Annotated in this window: 15 protein-coding genes and 1 tRNA gene; 12 read left to right on the top strand and 4 right to left on the bottom strand. The window is 65.4% G+C overall.

From position 1 onward, the window contains the following. The first annotated feature begins 72 nt into the window (after nucleotides 1-72). Complete coding sequence (locus FBY30_RS17375) at nucleotides 73-2,310, top strand: S8 family serine peptidase (protein WP_142133838.1); 2,238 nt, start codon at nucleotides 73-75, stop codon at nucleotides 2,308-2,310. Between the two features lie 4 nt (nucleotides 2,311-2,314). After that, entirely contained in the window at nucleotides 2,315-3,361 is a 1,047-nt protein-coding gene (locus tag FBY30_RS17370; RefSeq protein ID WP_142133837.1) for an FUSC family protein, read from the top strand. Between the two features lie 71 nt (nucleotides 3,362-3,432). Here the strand turns inward: FBY30_RS17370 and FBY30_RS17365 are convergent. Next, nucleotides 3,433-3,515, bottom strand: a tRNA-Leu gene (locus FBY30_RS17365). A gap of 171 nt (nucleotides 3,516-3,686) precedes the next feature. On the opposite strand from FBY30_RS17365, the gene FBY30_RS17360 reads away from it, so the two are divergent. Further along, entirely contained in the window at nucleotides 3,687-4,991 is a 1,305-nt protein-coding gene (locus FBY30_RS17360; RefSeq protein ID WP_142133836.1) for a M20/M25/M40 family metallo-hydrolase, read from the top strand. 12 nt (nucleotides 4,992-5,003) lie between these two features. After that, a complete protein-coding gene (locus tag FBY30_RS17355; protein WP_142133835.1) occupies nucleotides 5,004-6,164 on the top strand; it encodes an acyl-CoA dehydrogenase family protein in 1,161 nt (386 codons plus the stop codon). 23 nt (nucleotides 6,165-6,187) lie between these two features. On the opposite strand, the gene FBY30_RS17350 is transcribed toward FBY30_RS17355, so the two are convergent. Continuing rightward, nucleotides 6,188-6,421: a DUF5703 family protein gene (locus tag FBY30_RS17350; protein WP_018771130.1), complete on the bottom strand. Its 234-nt coding sequence runs from the start codon at nucleotides 6,419-6,421 to the stop codon at nucleotides 6,188-6,190. Between the two features lie 40 nt (nucleotides 6,422-6,461). Between FBY30_RS17350 and FBY30_RS17345 the strand changes: the two genes are divergently transcribed. After that, the gene (locus FBY30_RS17345) at nucleotides 6,462-6,728 is read left to right on the top strand and encodes a hypothetical protein (protein ID WP_141941360.1); all 267 of its coding nucleotides are present in this window, start codon (nucleotides 6,462-6,464) and stop codon (nucleotides 6,726-6,728) included. A gap of 22 nt (nucleotides 6,729-6,750) precedes the next feature. On the opposite strand, the gene FBY30_RS17340 is transcribed toward FBY30_RS17345, so the two are convergent. Further along, nucleotides 6,751-7,686 carry an aldo/keto reductase gene (locus FBY30_RS17340; protein ID WP_142133834.1) on the bottom strand — a complete coding sequence of 312 codons (936 nt, stop codon included), beginning with the start codon at nucleotides 7,684-7,686 and terminating at the stop codon, nucleotides 6,751-6,753. A 51-nt stretch (nucleotides 7,687-7,737) separates the two neighbouring features. On the opposite strand from FBY30_RS17340, the gene FBY30_RS17335 reads away from it, so the two are divergent. Both FBY30_RS17335 and mshC read left to right on the top strand, forming a co-directional pair. Continuing rightward, nucleotides 7,738-8,571, top strand: coding sequence for an undecaprenyl-diphosphate phosphatase (locus FBY30_RS17335; RefSeq protein WP_142133833.1), 834 nt, complete (start codon nucleotides 7,738-7,740; stop codon nucleotides 8,569-8,571). 16 nt (nucleotides 8,572-8,587) lie between these two features. Beyond that, on the top strand, nucleotides 8,588-9,865 hold the full coding sequence (gene mshC / locus FBY30_RS17330; RefSeq protein WP_142133832.1) for a cysteine--1-D-myo-inosityl 2-amino-2-deoxy-alpha-D-glucopyranoside ligase: 1,278 nt from the start codon (nucleotides 8,588-8,590) through the stop codon (nucleotides 9,863-9,865). Between the two features lie 77 nt (nucleotides 9,866-9,942). Here mshC and FBY30_RS17325 read toward each other — a convergent pair whose 3' ends face one another. After that, on the bottom strand, nucleotides 9,943-10,848 hold the full coding sequence (locus tag FBY30_RS17325) for a PAC2 family protein (RefSeq protein WP_142133831.1): 906 nt from the start codon (nucleotides 10,846-10,848) through the stop codon (nucleotides 9,943-9,945). Between the two features lie 151 nt (nucleotides 10,849-10,999). Here FBY30_RS17325 and FBY30_RS17320 point away from each other — a divergent pair, with 151 nt between their 5' ends. From FBY30_RS17320 to dop, 5 genes are all read left to right on the top strand, one after another. Then, nucleotides 11,000-11,731 carry an HAD family hydrolase gene (locus FBY30_RS17320; protein ID WP_142133830.1) on the top strand — a complete coding sequence of 244 codons (732 nt, stop codon included), beginning with the start codon at nucleotides 11,000-11,002 and terminating at the stop codon, nucleotides 11,729-11,731. Then, complete coding sequence (locus FBY30_RS17315) at nucleotides 11,718-12,905, top strand: site-2 protease family protein (protein ID WP_142135394.1); 1,188 nt, start codon at nucleotides 11,718-11,720, stop codon at nucleotides 12,903-12,905. Before FBY30_RS17320 ends, FBY30_RS17315 begins: the two co-directional genes overlap by 14 nt. Before the next feature lie 97 nt (nucleotides 12,906-13,002). Continuing rightward, a complete protein-coding gene (locus FBY30_RS17310; protein WP_142133829.1) occupies nucleotides 13,003-14,067 on the top strand; it encodes a tRNA (adenine-N1)-methyltransferase in 1,065 nt (354 codons plus the stop codon). An 82-nt stretch (nucleotides 14,068-14,149) separates the two neighbouring features. Beyond that, a complete protein-coding gene (arc, locus tag FBY30_RS17305; RefSeq protein ID WP_142133828.1) occupies nucleotides 14,150-15,901 on the top strand; it encodes a proteasome ATPase in 1,752 nt (583 codons plus the stop codon). Continuing rightward, nucleotides 15,898-17,571 (top strand): depupylase/deamidase Dop, encoded by a 1,674-nt coding sequence (gene dop, locus FBY30_RS17300; protein WP_142133827.1) that lies wholly within the window; start codon nucleotides 15,898-15,900, stop codon nucleotides 17,569-17,571. Before arc ends, dop begins: the two co-directional genes overlap by 4 nt. Nucleotides 17,572-17,616: the final 45 nt, after the last annotated feature.

Raw genomic sequence — 17,616 nt, 5'->3', positions numbered from 1 at the left:
GATGAGGGGTCCCGCGGGCGGGATGATCTTAGTAGGCTCGCTGGTGGAACTGGGAGGCCCGGAGGAGTGGATATGCGCACTAAGACTGGTATGAAAAAAGCCCGCATCTGCAACAGGGCCATGGGTCTGTTGATGGCCACCACACTTGTTGCCTCTGCCACGGCAGCAACGGCCAGCGCGGCAAACAATCCGGCGGTGCCTCCTGGTCCGTCAGCCCGGGCAAGTTCCGCAAGCGCGCCGCTGCCCACCGATCAGTTCATCGTGAAATTCAAGCCTTCTGCGGCCGGCAGCGCCGTAGAACGGGGCAAGACATATGCGAAAGCTGCCGGCGATACCTCCATCGACGTCCGGGAGGTCAAGACAACGGCCGGGGACGCGAAGGTAGTGAAAGCAAGCCGCCGGCTCAACGCTGCCGAGTCCCAGCGGATGCTGGAGAGCATTGCCGCAGGTGCGAATGTCGCTTCCGTGGAGCCTGACATCCTCATGTACCCGTCGGCCACACCCAACGACCCCTACTACGCCCAGCAGTGGGCCCTGTCCGATCCCAACGTCGGCATCCGGGTCCCCTCGGTCTGGGATAAAACCACCGGTACGGGACAAACCGTCGCCGTGGTCGACACCGGCATCACGGCGCACAGCGACCTCAAGGCCAACGTCGTGGCGGGCTACGACATGATCGCGGATCCAGCTTCTTCAGGAGACGGCGACGGCAGGGACCCTGATCCCTCCGATCCGGGGGATTTCCGGACCGCAGGCGCTTGCGGTTCCGGCTCGTCCGCCAACTCGTCCTGGCACGGAACGCATGTGGCCGGGATTATCGCCGCCGTCGCCAATAACGCCGAAGGAGTCAGCGGCGCGGCTCCCGGTGTGAAGATCGAGCCGGTCCGCGCACTCGGTTCCTGTGGTGGTTATCTGTCGGATGTTTCCGACGGCATTACCTGGGCCTCCGGGGGGACTGTCACCGGGATACCCGCCAACCCCAATCCGGCGAAAACCATTAACCTCAGTGTGGGTGGAACTGCCGCGTGCCCTGCCACGATGCAGGCTGCCATTGATGGCGCCGTGAACCGGGGCTCCGCTGTTTTTGTGGCTGCAGGCAACGAGAACCAGGCAGCTTCGAACGACGCGCCGGCGAACTGCAACAACGTCATCGCCATCGGCGCCACCAATAAGTCCGGCTCCCAGGCGTCGTACTCCAATTTCGGTCCCGCGGTCGACGTCATGGCCCCGGGCGGCGACACGGATGCCGGGATCCTCTCCACGTTGAATGCAGGAACAACCAGCCCGGGCGCCGAGACCTACGGGTACATGATGGGAACGTCAATGGCCACGCCCATGGCGGCCTCTGTTGGCGCTTTGATGAAAGCGGCCGATCCCTCACTGGCGCCATCCCAAATCGAAGCAAAGCTCAAGGCCACCGCGCGTCCCCTTCCGGGAACCTGCTCAGGAGGATGTGGTGCCGGGCTGATCGACGCCTCGGCCGCCGTCGCCGTTCCAGTCCCGCAGACCCCGATAGCTGCCAAGGCAGCGTCCCTGAACGGCGCTCTCGGAGCGGCCACCACGGGCGAGGTTTACGGCCTCAAGGACAACGGTGGATACCAATGCTTCGAGCAAGGATGCATCCTCTATTCGCCTGCGTCCGGAGCACATGTCTCCAAGGGTGCGATCCGGGGCCTCTGGGCGGCCACGGGCTTTGAGAACGGCCGGCTGGGATACCCGGTGACGGATGAGGTCTCCGGACTCCGTGACGGCGGGGTCTACCAGAACTATCAGGGCGGAGCGATCATCTGGTCACCGGCAACGGGCGTGCACCTCTCCGTGGGAGCAATTCGCGGACTTTGGGCGGCCACGGGCTTTGAGAACGGCCGGCTGGGATACCCGGTGACGGATGAGGTCTCCGGACTCCGTGACGGCGGGGTCTACCAGAACTATCAGGGCGGGGCCATCATCTGGTCACCGGCAACGGGCGTGCACCTCTCCGTGGGAGCAATCCGCGGCGAATGGGCGGCGACCGGTTTCGAGAACGGCGTCCTGGGGTACCCGGTAACAGACGAAGTAACAGGGCTCCGCGACGGCGGCGTCTACCAGAACTACCAACGCGGGGCCATCATCTGGTCACCGGCAACCGGAGCGCACGCTTCTTTTGGGGCCACCCGATCCATCTGGGCCTCAACAGGGTTTGAATCCGGACGCCTTGGCTACCCGATAAGTGATGAGTATCCCACCGGCAATGATGGAAGTGTCGCCCAGAACTACCAAGGTGGCGTCATCCACTGGAGTCCGGGCGGTTATTACATCTCCTGGCAGTAAGGGCATGCTGGCCATCGGCTTTCTCTCCGTCCGTCCGGCAACCAATGACCATCTTGCCGCCGTCAGGGTGGGCGTCAGCGTTGCGGTTCCCCTGGCGGCCCTGCTTGTCCTCGGCCGCCCGGACCTGTCCATCTACGCAGTGTTCGGCGCCTTCACGGGAATGTACGGCAGGGACGAGCGCCACCAGCTGCGGCTCTACCACCAGCTGACGGCCGCGGCGCTGCTGATCGCCGGGGTCACGGCCGGTGCTGTTCTCTCGGCAGCCCATGCCGGGTCCTGGGTGCTGATCCTGGTTGAATCACTCGCGGCGGGTGCCGGCTCGTTGGCGGCAGACCGGGCGAACCTGAAACCTGTTGGACCTTTCTTCGGCATCTTCGCACTTGGCGCCTGCGCGTCCGTTCCACCCATTGCCCCGGTTCCGGTCGTCGGCGCTGTCGCCGCCGCCTCTGCAGGCTTTTCGGTAGCGGTCGGCGTGGCGGGCGGGGTGTGGCGCCGGACGGCATGGGAGGCAGGCGTACGCAGGGTAGCCCCATCGCTGACAGGGGCGCGGCTGCGGGTGGCGATGATCCATGCCCTGGCGTATGTCCTCGCCGTCGGCAGCGCGGGAGCGGCAGGCCAGCTCACCGGTGACCGCCACGCCTACTGGGCAATGGCTGCCGCGGCAGTGCCGCTTGCCGGCGCCGACTTTACGGGCCGTATACGGCGCGGGCTCCACCGCATCTTGGGAACTTTCGTCGGTCTCGGCCTTACCGCCCTGATCATGTCCCAGCAACCTGGCACGGTGCTCCTGGTGGCCTTGATCGCCGCCTTGCAGTTCCCTACTGAATTGTTCATGACCCGGCACTACGGCCTGGCATTGGTGTTTTTCACGCCATTGATACTGATCATGACCGAACTGGCCCACCCCACTGACCCGGGCCTTCTGATTGCGGACCGGGGCCTGGAAACTCTGATCGGTGCGATCATCGGCATGGCGGTAGCAGTCCTTGTCCTTGGGCGCGGCTCGCGCACGGCAGGGAGGCACAGCCGTTCGGCGCACCGGGAAAGTTGATAAGGGCCGGTGTAGCTATGGAAACGAAAGAAGCCCCGGAAAATCAGTGATTTTCCGGGGCTTCCCATTTGTGCGCGGAGGGGGACTTGAACCCCCACCCCCTTTCGAGGACTAGCACCTCAAGCTAGCGCGTCTGCCATTCCGCCACCCGCGCAGGTGGTATTCGCAGAAGCCGTCCCGCCTTTCAGCGTTTCGCGCCTCTCCGAAGCAGCGAGAAAAACTCTAACACGACTTTTCGGAGAACAACGAATCGGGCCAAGTGGGTAGGCTGAGGACAGCGATTCAAGCACGCGCCGCCCAGTCATTGCCTACCAAGGAGCCTTAAATGCCTGATGTCCTGCCCGAGGACGAAGTTGTCCGGATCTGCCAGGAACTCATCCGGATCGACACCTCCAACTACGGGGACGGATCGGGGCCGGGGGAGCGGGCGGCAGCGGAGTACACGGCGGGGCTCATTGAGGAAGTAGGCATGAGCGCGGAGATCTTCGAGTCCGCGCCCGGCAGGGCCAACGTTGTGACCAGGCTTGCAGGGGAGGACCCGTCCGCCAGCGCTTTGGTGGTCCACGGCCACCTGGACGTCGTCCCCGCGCTCCGTGACCAGTGGTCGGTGGACCCGTTCGGCGCTGAACTGAAGGACGGCCTGATCTGGGGCCGCGGCGCCGTCGACATGAAGGACATGGACGCCATGATCCTTTCGGTCCTGCGGAACTTCGCCCGGGAGGGCAGGAAGCCCAAGCGGGACATCATCTTCGCGTTCTTCGCTGACGAGGAAGCCGGCGGTGTCTACGGCGCCCGCTACGCCGTGGACAACCGCCCCGAACTGTTCGAGGGGGCCACCGAGGCCATTTCCGAGGTCGGCGGGTTCTCGGCCACTATCGGTGGCCAGCGGACGTACCTGCTGCAGACGGCCGAGAAGGGCATCTCCTGGCTCCGTCTGGTTGCCCACGGAAGGGCCGGCCACGGTTCCCAGATCAACACGGACAACGCGATCACCCGCCTTGCCGCTGCCGTCACGCGGATCGGCGAATACAAGTGGCCCATCGAGCTCACCCCCACCACACGGCAGTTCCTTGACGGGGTGACCGAACTCACCGGCGTGGAGTTCGACGCCGACAATCCTGAGCTCCTGCTGGACCAGCTTGGTACGGTGGCCCGGTTCGTCGGCGCCACCCTGCAGAACACCACCAACCCCACCCTCCTCAAGGGCGGCTACAAGCACAACGTCATCCCCGAGTCCGCCGAAGCACTGGTTGACTGCCGTACCTTGCCCGGCCAGGAACAGCAGGTCCTCGAGATCGTCCGTGAACTGGCCGGCAACGGGGTGGACGTCAGCTACGTCCATAACGACGTTTCGCTTGAGGTCCCGTTCGCCGGAAACCTGGTGGACTCCATGATCGACGCCCTCCACAAGGAGGACCCCGGCGCCAAGGTGCTGCCGTACACGCTCTCCGGCGGTACGGACAACAAGTCGCTGAGCCGCCTTGGGATCACCGGCTACGGGTTTGCGCCCCTGATGCTTCCGGACGAGCTGGACTTCACCGGCATGTTCCACGGCGTCGACGAGCGCGTCCCGGCGGACTCCCTGAAGTTCGGCGCCCGGGTACTGAATACCCTGCTCACCAACTACTGAGAGGAGCCGGCCGTGACCCCCGACGAACTGCTGCCCGATGAGCTCCTCGAGCGCATTCGCGGCCGCGCCGCCGCATATGACCGGGACAACGCCTTCTTCCACGAGGACCTCCAGGAGCTGGCAGCGGCCGGGTACCTGAAGCTCTTCGTGCCAACGTCCGACGGCGGCGCGGGGCTTGGACTCGAAGCGGCGGCGCAGTGCCAGCGGAGGCTGGCAACGGCTGCCCCCGCCACCGCGCTGGCCGTCAATATGCACCTGGTCTGGACCGGCGTCGCACACGTCCTGGCTGCCCGGGGCGACCACTCGCTGGCCTTCGTCCTCGAGGAAGCTGCCCAGGGCGAGGTCTTCGCGTTTGGCAACTCGGAAGCCGGCAACGACTCTGTCCTCTTCGACTCCCGGACCACCGCCACGCCGGATCAGGACGGCGGCTACACGTTCACCGGAACAAAGATCTTCACCAGCCTCTCGCCGGCCTGGACCCGCCTGGGCATTTTCGGAAAGGACCCGGATGCCCGGAACGGAACGGGTGAACTCGTCCACGGCTTCATCACCCGCGGGACCCCCGGCTACCGGATCCTGGACGACTGGGACACGTTGGGCATGCGGGCCAGCCAGTCCGCCACCACTGTCCTGGACGGTGTGGCCGTCCCAGCGGACCGGATATTCCGGAAACTTCCCGTAGGCCCCAACGCCGATCCGCTGATCTTCGCCATCTTCGCCTGCTTTGAGAGCCTCCTGGCGGCTGTCTACACGGGTCTGGGCGAACGTGCCCTGGCGGTGGGCGTGGAGACAGTGAAGCGGCGGACGTCCTACAAGAACGGTGGACGCAGCTATGCCCAGGACCCGGACATCCGCTGGAAGGTGGCGGACGCCGCCATGGCCATGGACAACCTCTACCCCCAGCTTCGGTCCGTGACGGCCGACGTCGACGCCCTGGCCGACCACGGAGCCCAATGGTTCCCCAAACTGGTGGGCCTGAAAGTCAACGCGACCGAAACAGCGCGCCGTGTTGTGGACCTGGCCATTCGCGTCAGCGGGGGATCAAGTTACTTCAGGGGCTCGGAACTGGAGCGGCTCTACCGCGACGTCCTGGCCGGGATGTTCCACCCCTCCGATGACGAATCGGCCCACAACACGGTGGCCAACGCCTGGCTGGGCCCCCTGGAAGATTAGGCGGTCCGCTGGGCCCGCATCAGCTAGACGGTCCGCTGTACCTGCATCACCCGGCGCCGCAGCCAAAAGCGCCTGCCGCCGCCCACGTAGAGCTTGCTGCGTTCCAGTTCCCACTTGCCGTATTCGGAGTGTTCAACCAACCGGCGCCGCGCCTCGGGCAGGGAATCATCAGGGCTGACGGTCAGTACGAGGTACTCGTACTGCCGCAAATAATCCCGTTCCCGCTGGACCGAGCTGGTGAGAAATTGTTCCTTCATTTGCTCTCCATTTTCGTCCTTTTCCCGCTAACGTGAAGTCATGAGCATCGATCCGCGTGTCGCGCTTTCGTCCCTGACCACCGCTTTGGAAGAACACCTTATAGCAGCATCGAACCGGCGCGGGGACGGTGACCCCTCAGTCGAGGCAGCATTTTTCGCAGTTGCCGATGCCTTCGAAGTTTACGAGGACGCGCTCTACGAGGCCTACAACGAGGTGACCCCGCTTCAGGTCTTCGACGACGAGGACGAAGAGGACGAGGAAGCCGACGTGGACGACGACGAAGACCTGGAGATCGTCGAGGAATAGCGCCGGCGGAACACCAGCAGGGCTAGGACGCTGCCGAAACGTCCTCCAGGGCGCGCGCAATCTGCGGCGGCAGCGGCGAAAGCTGGGCGTCGATGATTTCCTTCAACTGCACCGGCGTGCGGGCGCCGACGATGGCCGTGGCAACTCCGTGCTGCGACAGCAGCCACGAAAGCGCCACGTCCTGGGGAGTCCGCCCCAGCCCGTTGGCGGCCATGCACACGGCATCGACGATCCGCGACGGCTTCTCCGCAAGGTACGGCTCCACGTATGCGGCGTCGCTCACCGAAGCGCCGCGGGAACCGGCCGGGATAGTGCCCCGGTACTTCCCGGTGAGGACCCCACGGCCCAGCGGCCCCCATGCCATGACGCCAAGCCCTGCGTCCTCTGCGGCCGGCATCAGCTCAGCCTCAGCCGACCGGTTAAGGAACGAGTATTCGGCTTGGACCGCCACCAGCGGGACACTGCTGACGGCTGCCGCCTTCGCGGCCTGCCAGCCCTTGAAGTTGGAGATCCCTGCATACCTGGCCCGCCCGGACCGGACCGCGAAGTCAAGTGCGCCCAGCGTCTCGTCAAGGGGAACGTTTCCGTCCCACGCCTCGGCAAGCCAGAGGTCCACATAATCGGTGCCCAGCCTGGTCAGGCTGGCGTCCAATCCGGTGAGCATCGCCGTACGTGACGTGTCCACCGCGCGCCGGCCATCCGGCGTCGTCATTCCTGCTTTGGTGGAGATGGAAACCTCGGTGCGGGACACCACGTCACCCAGCAGGGAACCAAGGACTGCCTCTGAAGCGCCGCCCGCATATGAAGCCGCGGTGTCCACGTGCCGGCCACCGGCGTCAAGGAAGGTGCGCAGCAACTCTGAAGCGTCCTGGTCGTCAGTTTCCCCGCCCCAGGACCGGGTGCCCAGGGAGAGGGCCGAAACTCGCAAACCACTGTTGCCAACGTAACGCTGCTGCATAGCAGCAAGCTTACGGCCAGAAGCACCGGTGCCATGCCGTAGGGTCTTAGCGTGAACTGGTTTGAAGCGGCCCTGCTGGGCCTTGTGCAGGGACTGACCGAATTTCTACCGATTTCATCGAGCGCACACCTGCGGATCGTGGGGGAGTTCCTCCCCAACGCTGAGGACCCGGGGGCCGCCTTCACGGCCATCACCCAGCTCGGTACGGAAACCGCCGTACTGATCTTTTTCTGGCGCGACATCGTCCGCATCGTCAAGGCATGGGCCGGGTCCCTCACGGGCAAGGTGCCGCGGCAGGACCCTGACGCCCGGATGGGCTGGCTGGTGATCCTGGGCAGCCTCCCGATCATCGTGCTGGGACTGCTCTTCCAGGACCAGATCGAATCCGTGCTCCGCAGCATGTGGATCGTGGCCACCATGCTGATCGTCTTCGGCCTGATCCTTGCCGTGGCCGACGCCACCGGCGCCCAGAAGCGGGACCTGACCCACCTGACCTACAAGCACGGCATCCTCTACGGCCTGGCACAGGCCCTGGCGCTGATCCCCGGCGTCTCCCGCTCCGGCGGCACCATCACCGCGGGCCTGCTCATGGGTTACACACGGGAAGCCGCGGCACGGTATTCGTTCCTCCTGGCCATCCCCGCAGTGTTCGGCAGCGGGCTGTACCAGCTCTACAAGGTGCTCACCAAGGAAGGCATTTCCGGACCGTTCGGCCTTCCGGAGACCGCCCTTGCCACCGTGATCGCCCTGGTGGTGGGGTACGTCATCATTGGCTGGTTCCTGAAGTTCGTATCAACGCGCAGCTACCGCCTTTTCGTCTGGTACCGGATCGTCCTGGGCCTGGCGCTGTACCTCCTGCTCGGTTTCGGCGTCATCAGCGCCTAGGGCTAGGCTTGGGCTTGTGAAATCCTGGACTTCCCGCCCCGTTCCTGCCCTGCCCGGAAACATGCCCGCCATCCGGCTGTTCGACACTGCGGTGGGCCGCGAAGTGGCGCTTGAGCAGGAGACCAGGCCCTCCATGTACGTCTGCGGCATCACCCCCTACGACGCAACCCACATGGGACATGCCGCCAGCTACGTTGCTTTTGACCTGCTCAACCGCGCCTGGCGAGATGCCGGCAGCGAGGTTTCCTACGTCCAGAACGTGACGGACGTGGACGATCCCCTGCTGGAACGTGCCACCGCCACCGGTGTCGACTGGCGTGACCTCGCGGCAGAACAGGTGGAACTCTTCCAGACCGACATGGAAGCGCTGAACGTCCTGGCGCCGGACCACTACGTTGGCGCGGTGGAATCCATCGGCCTGATCGTCCCAGAGGTGGAACGGCTCGTCAGTATGGGGCTGGCCTACACGGTGCCAGGTACCAACGGCGAGCCTGACGGGGATGTGTATTACGACGTCGAAGCCGCCGGCAAGCAGTCCACCGCGCCTGACGCCTGGGTACTGGGCTGCATTTCCCACCTGGGTGAAAGCACCATGCTGGAGCTCTTCGCCGAGCGGGGCGGGGACCCGGGCCGGGCGGGGAAGCGGCAGGCCCTTGACCCGCTGCTCTGGCGCGTGGAACGGCCGGGCGAACCCAGCTGGCCCGGTGGCAGCCTGGGCGCCGGAAGGCCGGGCTGGCACATCGAATGTACGGTCATCGCCCAGAAGTACCTGCCGTCGCCTTTCACCGTGCAGGGTGGTGGCTCGGACCTGATCTTCCCGCATCATGAGATGGGCGCCGGCCACGCATATTCGCTTTCCGGCGTGCCCCTCGCCCGGCACTACGCCCATGCAGGCATGGTGGGGCTCGACGGCGAGAAGATGAGCAAGTCCAAGGGCAACCTGGTGCTGGTCTCCAAGCTCCGCGCTGCCGGCGAGGACCCTGCTGCAATCCGCCTGGCCATCCTGGCGCACCACTACCGCTCCGACTGGTCGTGGACGGACGAAGGCTTCGCGGCCGCCAAGGCTGACCTGGCGGCGTGGCGGACCGCACTGGACCACGCTCCCGCAGGATCCGGCGAGGCACTCCTGGCCGAAATGCGTGCAGCGCTGGCGGCAGACCTCAATGCCCCTGCCGCGGTTGCCGCAATCTCGCGCTGGGCACGTTCAGCGAACGACGGCGGTGCTGCCGCCAGCGCAGCTGACAGCGCACTGGCCAAGGACGCGGTGGACGCCCTCCTGGGCATCCGGCTCTGACGTTTTAGTTTCAAGGACCACAAAAGAGAGGGGCCTGGGCGGGAACTTTCCCGCCCAGGCCCCTCTCTGGTTGTCAATCAGGGCCGGTCCTGGCCCCGCCGCTTCAGGTACCGCTCAAATTCCCGGGCGATGGATTCGCCGCTGGCCTCGGGGAGGTCAGCGGTGTCCTTGGCTTCCTCCAACTGCCGGACGTAGGCGGCAATCTCCGGGTCCTCGGTAGCCAGCTCGTCCACGCCGCGTTCCCAGGCGTCGGCCTCCTCGGCCAGCTCGTGGGTGTCAAGGGGAACCTGCAGCAGTTCCTCAATGCGGTGCAGGAGGGCCAGCTGCGCCTTGGGGGAGGGAGCCTGCGCCACATAGTGCGGCACGGCGGCCCACAAGGACACCGCAGGGATACCCGCCAGGAGTGCCACCTCGGAGAGGACACCCACAATGCCTACCGGACCTTCGTACTGCGAGGCCTCCAGGTTCATGCGCTCCCTCAGTGGGGCGTCGTCGGAGGACGTGCTCACTGGAATGGGGCGGCTGTGCGGGACATCGGCCAGCAGTGCGCCGACCAGCACCACGTAGTCCACATTCAGCGCCTCCGCGTGGGCCAGCAGCTCTGCCGTGTAGGCCCGCCATTTGTAGGACGGTTCCGTACCCTGCACGAAGATGACGTCCACGTTGGAGTTGGGCGCTGCGGCCTTGTAGATCCGGGTGGAAGGCCATTTGATCTTGCGTTCGCCGGCCGCGTTCCTGCGGACCGTGGGGCGCGTGAACTGAAAGTCGTAATACTCGTCGGCATCGATGGATGCCACCTTCTTGCCGCCCCACAACTTGTTCAGGTAGCGCAGCGAATCGCTGGCCGCTTCTCCGGCATCGTTCCACCCTTCAAAGGCGGCAAGCATCACCGTTACGCGCTGTCCGTCAGCCACTGGCTGCAGGAACCGTTCCGGCTCGGGTCCGGCACCCTGTTCGGCGGTGTCTCCCTCGAAGCTATTCATTTCTTCACCCTACGTCCAAGGTGCAGGGTCGCGCATGGAATGAAGCGCCGCAAATCCGCGGGAACCAGTACAAACAGGACCGGCCCGGCACCATATTCGCCAAGGGCGTAGCCCACAGCCGCCGTCCAGCCATGCCCCGTAGACTGGCGTCATGGGATTTCCTGCAGCCGGTTCACCGCTCAAAGCCGTCCTTTGGGACATGGACGGCACCATTGTGGACACCGAGCCATACTGGATTGCCGCGGAACATGCGCTGGTGGAGGCCCACGGCGGAACGTGGAGCCACGACCAGGCAGTGCAGCTGGTTGGCCAGTCGCTGACCTTTTCCGCGGGCCTGCTCCAGGAGGCCGGCGTCGAGCTCGAAATCCGGGAAATCATCGACACCCTTACCGCGCAGGTGGTCAGGAGTGTCCAGCAGCAGGTGCCCTGGCGGCCGGGTGCCCGTGAGCTCCTTGAGGAACTGCACCTGGCCGGCGTCCGCTGCGCCCTGGTCACCATGTCCGAGGGCCCGCTGGCCCGCGAAGTGGTGGCAAGCCTTCCCCGGCCCTACTTCGAGGTGCTGGTCACCGGCGATACCGTGAGCCAGGGCAAGCCGCACCCGGAGGCATACCTGACCGCCGTGGAACTGCTTCAGGAGAACGACCCCCATCTCGGCATCCACCACTGCGTCGCCCTTGAGGACTCCGTGCCGGGCGTGGCCGCGGCCGTAGCCTCCGGCGTCGCCACCGTGGCCGTGCCCCACATTGTGCCGCTGCCGGACGACGGCAGCTTCGCCCTCTGGGACACCCTCGCGGGCCGCAGCCTTGGCGAACTGGAAGCCCTCCTGCTGCAGGCCGACCCAACCGGAGCGGCCGCCGCTTCAGCGGGTGATGCACGTGGCTGATCCGGGCGCCGGCCAAGGCACCAACCCGGTACGCCGCGAAGGGATCCCGCTGGGACGCATCGCCGGCGTCCCTGTCGTCCTTGCGTACTCGTGGTTCGTGATCGCGGCGTTCACCGTGATCGTCTATGGTCCTGTGTTGGCCAGGAACAACCCCATGCTGGGCGTGAGCGCCTACGTCGTGGCCTTCGCGTACGCCGTCCTGCTTCTGATCTCGGTGCTCGTCCACGAACTCGCCCATGCCCTGACGGCGAAGATCTACGGCTGGCCCACGCAAAAGATCGTCCTTAACCTATGGGGCGGCCACACCCAGTTCGAAAGCTTCACATCGTCCCCGGGCCGGTCAGTGCTGGTGGCGCTGGCGGGGCCGGCTGCCAACTTCGTCCTGGCGGGCGGAGCTTGGCTGCTGCTTGGCACGGACAGCCTGGGAAGCGTTGCGGAAATCCTGACGAACATCTTCATGTGGGCGAACTTCCTGATCGGCGTCTTCAACGTCCTGCCGGGCCTGCCACTGGACGGCGGCCGGCTGGTCGAGTCCATCGTCTGGAAGGCAACCGGCAGCCAGGCCAAAGGAACCGTGGCGGCCGGCTGGGGCGGCCGGATCATCGTCCTGGCCATTGCCTACTGGTTCCTCCTTCGTCCGTTCCTCGCCGGAGAGAACCCGGACTTCAGCCTCCTCATGATCACCATCCTGGTGGGCGGGTTCCTCTGGATGGGGGCGTCGGCGTCCATCCAGCAAGGCACGCTGCGCGGCCGGCTCCCGCTGGTCAGTGCCGCGGCGTTGTCGACGCCGGCCGCCGGAATGCCTGCCACCGGCACCGTGCGGGATGCCCTTCGCTTGGGGGCGGCAGGAACAAAGTCCGTAGTGGTCTGTGGACCCGATGGCAGGCCCCAGGGCGTGGTGGACCCGGACGCACTGGCGTCAGTGCCCGCTTCTGCCGCTGACACCACCCCCATCACGGCGGTTTCATTTCCACTGGCTGCCGGCGCCTACGTCCCCGAATGGTCCAAAGGGCAGGAGCTGATCCAGTTCCTTTCACAGGTTGAGGGACGCCACTATGCAGTGGTGGACCACAACGGCACCGTCACCGGGCTGATGACCCAGGAGGCGGTCCTGGCGGCCATCACCGGCAAGCGCCCGCGCAACGATAGGCACCCGCAGGGCCAGAACCGGTAGAGTTACGTGCCGGTCGTGCATTGCCGCCGCTAAGGCCACAACGTCCCGGGGGACTATCCGGCCGCGGCACAACAGGTTTACAGGAGCGAGGAAAAACATGAGCAGCGAAACTGCCGTCAACGACGCCAACGGAGCAGCACAATCCGGTGCTGCCGCCAGCGGCTCGCAGCCGGTGGGAGCTGCCCGTCGCCGCGGACCCTTCCGCGAAGGCGAACGCGTCCAACTCACTGATGAGCGGGGCCGCATGAACACCATCACGCTGGAACGCGGCGGCGCATTCCACACCCACCGCGGGTTCCTGAACCACGACGAAATTATCGGCAAGGTTGACGGCTCCGTAGTGGTGAACAACGTGGGCCAGCAGTACCAGACCCTCCGCCCCCTGCTCTCCGACTTCGTCCTCTCCATGCCGCGCGGCGCCGCCGTCGTCTATCCCAAGGACGCCGGCCAGATCGTCACCATGGCTGACATCTTCCCCGGGGCACGCGTGGTGGAGGCCGGCGTCGGTTCCGGCGCCCTCTCCATCTCCCTGCTCCGCGCCGTGGGCGACAACGGCTACCTGCACTCTTTCGAGCGGCGCCAGGAATTCGCGGACATTGCCCGCGGAAACGTGGAGACCATCTTCGGCGGCCCGCACCCCGCCTGGCAGATCTCACTGGGTGATTTCCAGGAGGAAGTGGTCAAAGCCGAGGAACCCGGTTCCGTGGACCGCGTTGTCCTGGACATGCTCGCTCCCTGGGAATGCCTCGACGCCGTCGCTACCGTCCTTGCCCCCGGCGGCGTGTGGATCAACTACGTTGCCACCGTTACCCAGCTCTCCCGCACCGCGGAAGCCATCCGCGCGGACGGCCGCTTCACCGAACCTGACGCCTGGGAGTCAATGGTCCGCGGCTGGCACCTGGAAGGTCTTGCCGTCCGTCCCGACCACCGCATGGTGGCCCACACCGGGTTCCTGCTGGTTACGCGGCGGCTGGCCGATGGCGTCACCGGCATTTCGGTCAAGCGCCGCCCGTCCAAGACCGAGTTCAACGAAGAGGACGTCAACGCCTGGACCCCGGGTGCCGTGGGGGAGCGGGCCGTATCGGACAAGAAGCTCCGCCGCGCCGCCCGTGACGCCATCGCAGGGACCAATGTCGTCGACACGCCCGAGGTCACGAACTAGTCCACATTTCGGGAGTCTCCATCCCTACCCGCCATCTTGGGACTAATGTCTTAAGAGAAGCGCAGGAAGGGGCTGATACATCATGGAGACACCAAACACGGACTCCGGACGTACACCGGCAGAGCAGTCTGCCGCCAACGACCTCTCGGTTGCTGACCGCCAGGTCAACATACTTCGGGACAAGCTCAGGCATATCGACCGCCAGCTGGCAGCAGCCACGCAGAACAACTCCAAGCTGGTCAGCATGCTTGAGACGGCGAAGGCAGAGATCCTCCGGCTGAAAAACGCCCTGGACCAGGAAGGGCAGCCGCCCTACAGCTTCGGCACCATCCTCCAGATCAACCCAAAGCGGCAACCCGCTCCGGGCAACAGCGGCCAGGCGGCCACTGAAGAATCGGTGGACATCTTCAACGCCGGGCGGAAGATGCGGGTAGGCATCAGCCCGCTGGTGAACATCAACCAGCTTGCAGTTGGGCAGGAAGTGCTCCTGAACGAGGCCCTCCTGATCGTGGCGGGACTGGGCTACGAGCGCGCCGGGGAGCTTGCCACCCTGAAGGAAATGCTGGGACGCGACCGGGCCCTGGTGGTTGGCCGCGCGGATGAAGAACGCGTCGTCCGGCTTTCCGGCGCCCTCCTCTCCGAGAAACTCAGGGTAGGGGACGCCCTCTCCGTTGACTCCCGGACCGGCTACGCCCTGGAAAAGGTGCCGCGCTCCGAGGTGGAGAACCTGGTCCTTGAGGAAGTTCCGGACATCACCTACGAGGACATCGGCGGCCTTGGCCCGCAGATCGAACAGATCCGCGACGCCGTCGAACTGCCGTTCCTGCACCCGGACCTTTACCGGGAACATGGCCTGAAGGCTCCCAAGGGCATCCTCCTGTACGGCCCTCCCGGCTGCGGCAAGACCCTGATCGCCAAGGCCGTGGCCAACTCGCTCGCCGCCCGCGCCGCGGAACGGTCCGGAAATGTTGACTTGAAGAGCTACTTCCTCAACATCAAGGGGCCTGAGCTCCTGGACAAATACGTGGGTGAAACAGAGCGGCACATCCGCCTGATCTTCTCCCGCGCCCGGGAAAAGGCCTCGGACGGCAGCCCGGTCGTGGTGTTCTTCGACGAGATGGACTCACTGTTCCGCACCCGCGGCACCGGCATCTCGTCCGACGTCGAGACCACCATCGTGCCGCAGCTCCTCAGCGAGATTGACGGCGTGGAGCGCCTCGACAACGTCATCGTCATCGGCGCGTCCAACCGCGAAGACATGATCGACCCCGCCATCCTCCGGCCCGGCCGGTTGGACGTCAAGGTCAAGATCCAGCGGCCCGACGCCGAGGCTGCTGCAGACATTTTCAACAAATACATCACCACGGACCTGCCGTTCCACGAGTCCGACCTGGCCGAACACAACGGGGACATCCAGGCCACCGTTGACGCCATGGTCCAGCGCACGGTGGAAGCGATGTACTCCACAGACAAGTCCAACGAGTTCCTGGAGGTCACCTACGCCAACGGTGATACCGAGATGCTGTACTTCAAGGACTTCAACTCCGGGGCAGTGGTGCAGAATGTGGTGGACCGGGCCAAGAAGTACGCCATCAAGGACCTGCTGACCACGCACCAGAAGGGGCTCCGGATCGAGCACCTGCTGCGCGCCGTGGTGGACGAGTTCCGCGAACACGAGGACATGCCCAACACCACCAATCCGGACGACTGGGCACGGATCTCCGGGAAGAAGGGCGAACGGATCACCTACATCCGCACCATCGTCCAAGGCAAGGCCGGCCAGGAGCCGGGTAAGTCCATCGAGACCATGCCGACCACAGGACAGTATCTATGACGGGTGCACAGGGATCTGCCGGCGGGGAGGCCCTCCCCGCCGGCGGGGCCATGCGCGTCATGGGAGCGGAGACCGAATACGGGATCCACGCTCCTTCCGCACCTTCCGCCAACGCCACCATGATGAGCGCCAGGGTGGTGCAGGCCTATGCCCAGGTCACCCGGCAACGCGCTGCGGGCGGAGCCGAAACCCGCTGGGACTACACCGACGAAGAGCCGCTGCATGATGCCCGCGGCTGGACAGTGGACAGGGGGGCCGCACATCCCACCCAGCTGACCGACCAGCCGCCGGTGCTTGACGCCGAAGCGGTGGCCCTGGCGTACGGCCGCGAGGAACTTGAGCTCGACGGCCAGGACGAGTCCGGGACCCTGCTGATGAACATGGTCCTGGGCAACGGGGCCCGGCTGTACGTGGACCACGCACACCCTGAGTACTCAAGCCCCGAAGTCACCAATCCGCGCGACGCCGTGACCTGGGACGCCGCCGGTGACCTGGTGGGCCTTGCCGCCGTCCGCCGGCTGGCCGCGGACCCTGCGCTCCCACCGGTCAACCTGTACAAGAACAACACGGACAACAAGTCCGTATCCTACGGTTCGCACGAGAACTACCTCATGCCAAGGTCGGTGCCATTCGGGGATATCGTGCGGGGGCTGACGCCGTTTTTCGTGAGCCGGCAGGTGGTTTGTGGTGCCGGCCGGCTGGGACTCGGCCAGGACAGCTCCATCCCCGGCTTCCAGATCAGCCAGCGGGCGGACTTCTTCGAAGCTGAAGTGGGCCTCGAAACCACCATCCGCAGGCCCATCATCAACACCAGGGATGAGCCGCACTCCACCGCGGACAAGTACCGGCGCCTGCACGTGATTATCGGGGACGCCAACCTCAGCCAGGTGTCCAACTACCTCAAGTTCGGGACAACGGCGATGGTCCTCAGCCTCATTGAAGCGGGGCTTGCGCCCAAGATCGAGGTCTATGAGCCCGTCGCAGCGCTCAAGACTGTCAGTCATGACACCTCCCTGACCGCGAAGCTGCGCCTACTGGACGGGAGGCGCGTCACGGCCCTGGACCTCCAGTGGATGTACCACGAAGCTGCGGCCAAACTCGCGCAGGACACCGGTGTAGGTGACGCCGTGGACGGTGACGGACATACCCACGAGGTCCTGGAGCGGTGGGCGTCCGTCCTCACCCAGTTGGACAGTGACAGGGCGGCCGCCGCCACCTCTGTGGAATGGCTGGCCAAACTCTCCCTGCTGGATGGCTACCGCCAGCGCGACGGACTGGAGTGGAGCGACGCGCGGCTGGGCCTGGTGGATCTCCAGTGGGCGGACATCAGGCCTGAGAAGGGCCTTTACTACCGCCTGCTGTCCAGGAACAGGATGCAGCGCGTGGTGGATGATGCCGCAATCGCCGCCGCTGTAGCGGAGCCACCGGCAGATACCCGTGCCTTCTTCCGGGGCAAGTGCATCAGCAGCTTTGGCAAGGATGTGGTGGGGGCAAGCTGGGACTCTGTCATCTTTGACGTGCCGGGTTACGGAAGGCTTCAGCGGGTGCCCACCCGGGAGCCCCTGAGGGGAACCAAAGCCCTGACCGGAGCGTTGTTCCAGCGCTATCGGGAAGCGGGACCATTCCTCGGAGAACTGCTGGGACACAACAGCACTCCGCCTGCGGCGTAAACCGCGCCGGAACGTCCGTCCCGTGGCAGGATGGGCATATCGGAG

Source organism: Arthrobacter sp. SLBN-83, from assembly GCF_006715285.1.
In the GTDB taxonomy this organism is placed as follows: domain Bacteria; phylum Actinomycetota; class Actinomycetes; order Actinomycetales; family Micrococcaceae; genus Arthrobacter.
Note: the sequence above shows the minus strand (reverse complement) of the source record. Positions and strands in the feature narration are given on the sequence as shown.

Coding starts and splice junctions, on each gene's coding strand:
- FBY30_RS17350 (WP_018771130.1), bottom strand. CDS start 6,421: ATGAAGGAACAATTTCTCACCAGCTCGGTCCAGCGGGAACGGGATTAT.
- FBY30_RS17325 (WP_142133831.1), bottom strand. CDS start 10,848: ATGAATAGCTTCGAGGGAGACACCGCCGAACAGGGTGCCGGACCCGAG.
- arc (WP_142133828.1), top strand. CDS start 14,150: ATGGAGACACCAAACACGGACTCCGGACGTACACCGGCAGAGCAGTCT.
- dop (WP_142133827.1), top strand. CDS start 15,898: ATGACGGGTGCACAGGGATCTGCCGGCGGGGAGGCCCTCCCCGCCGGC.
- FBY30_RS17315 (WP_142135394.1), top strand. CDS start 11,718: ATGCACGTGGCTGATCCGGGCGCCGGCCAAGGCACCAACCCGGTACGC.
- FBY30_RS17375 (WP_142133838.1), top strand. CDS start 73: ATGCGCACTAAGACTGGTATGAAAAAAGCCCGCATCTGCAACAGGGCC.
- FBY30_RS17370 (WP_142133837.1), top strand. CDS start 2,315: ATGCTGGCCATCGGCTTTCTCTCCGTCCGTCCGGCAACCAATGACCAT.
- FBY30_RS17345 (WP_141941360.1), top strand. CDS start 6,462: ATGAGCATCGATCCGCGTGTCGCGCTTTCGTCCCTGACCACCGCTTTG.
- FBY30_RS17310 (WP_142133829.1), top strand. CDS start 13,003: ATGAGCAGCGAAACTGCCGTCAACGACGCCAACGGAGCAGCACAATCC.
- FBY30_RS17320 (WP_142133830.1), top strand. CDS start 11,000: ATGGGATTTCCTGCAGCCGGTTCACCGCTCAAAGCCGTCCTTTGGGAC.
- FBY30_RS17360 (WP_142133836.1), top strand. CDS start 3,687: ATGCCTGATGTCCTGCCCGAGGACGAAGTTGTCCGGATCTGCCAGGAA.
- FBY30_RS17340 (WP_142133834.1), bottom strand. CDS start 7,686: ATGCAGCAGCGTTACGTTGGCAACAGTGGTTTGCGAGTTTCGGCCCTC.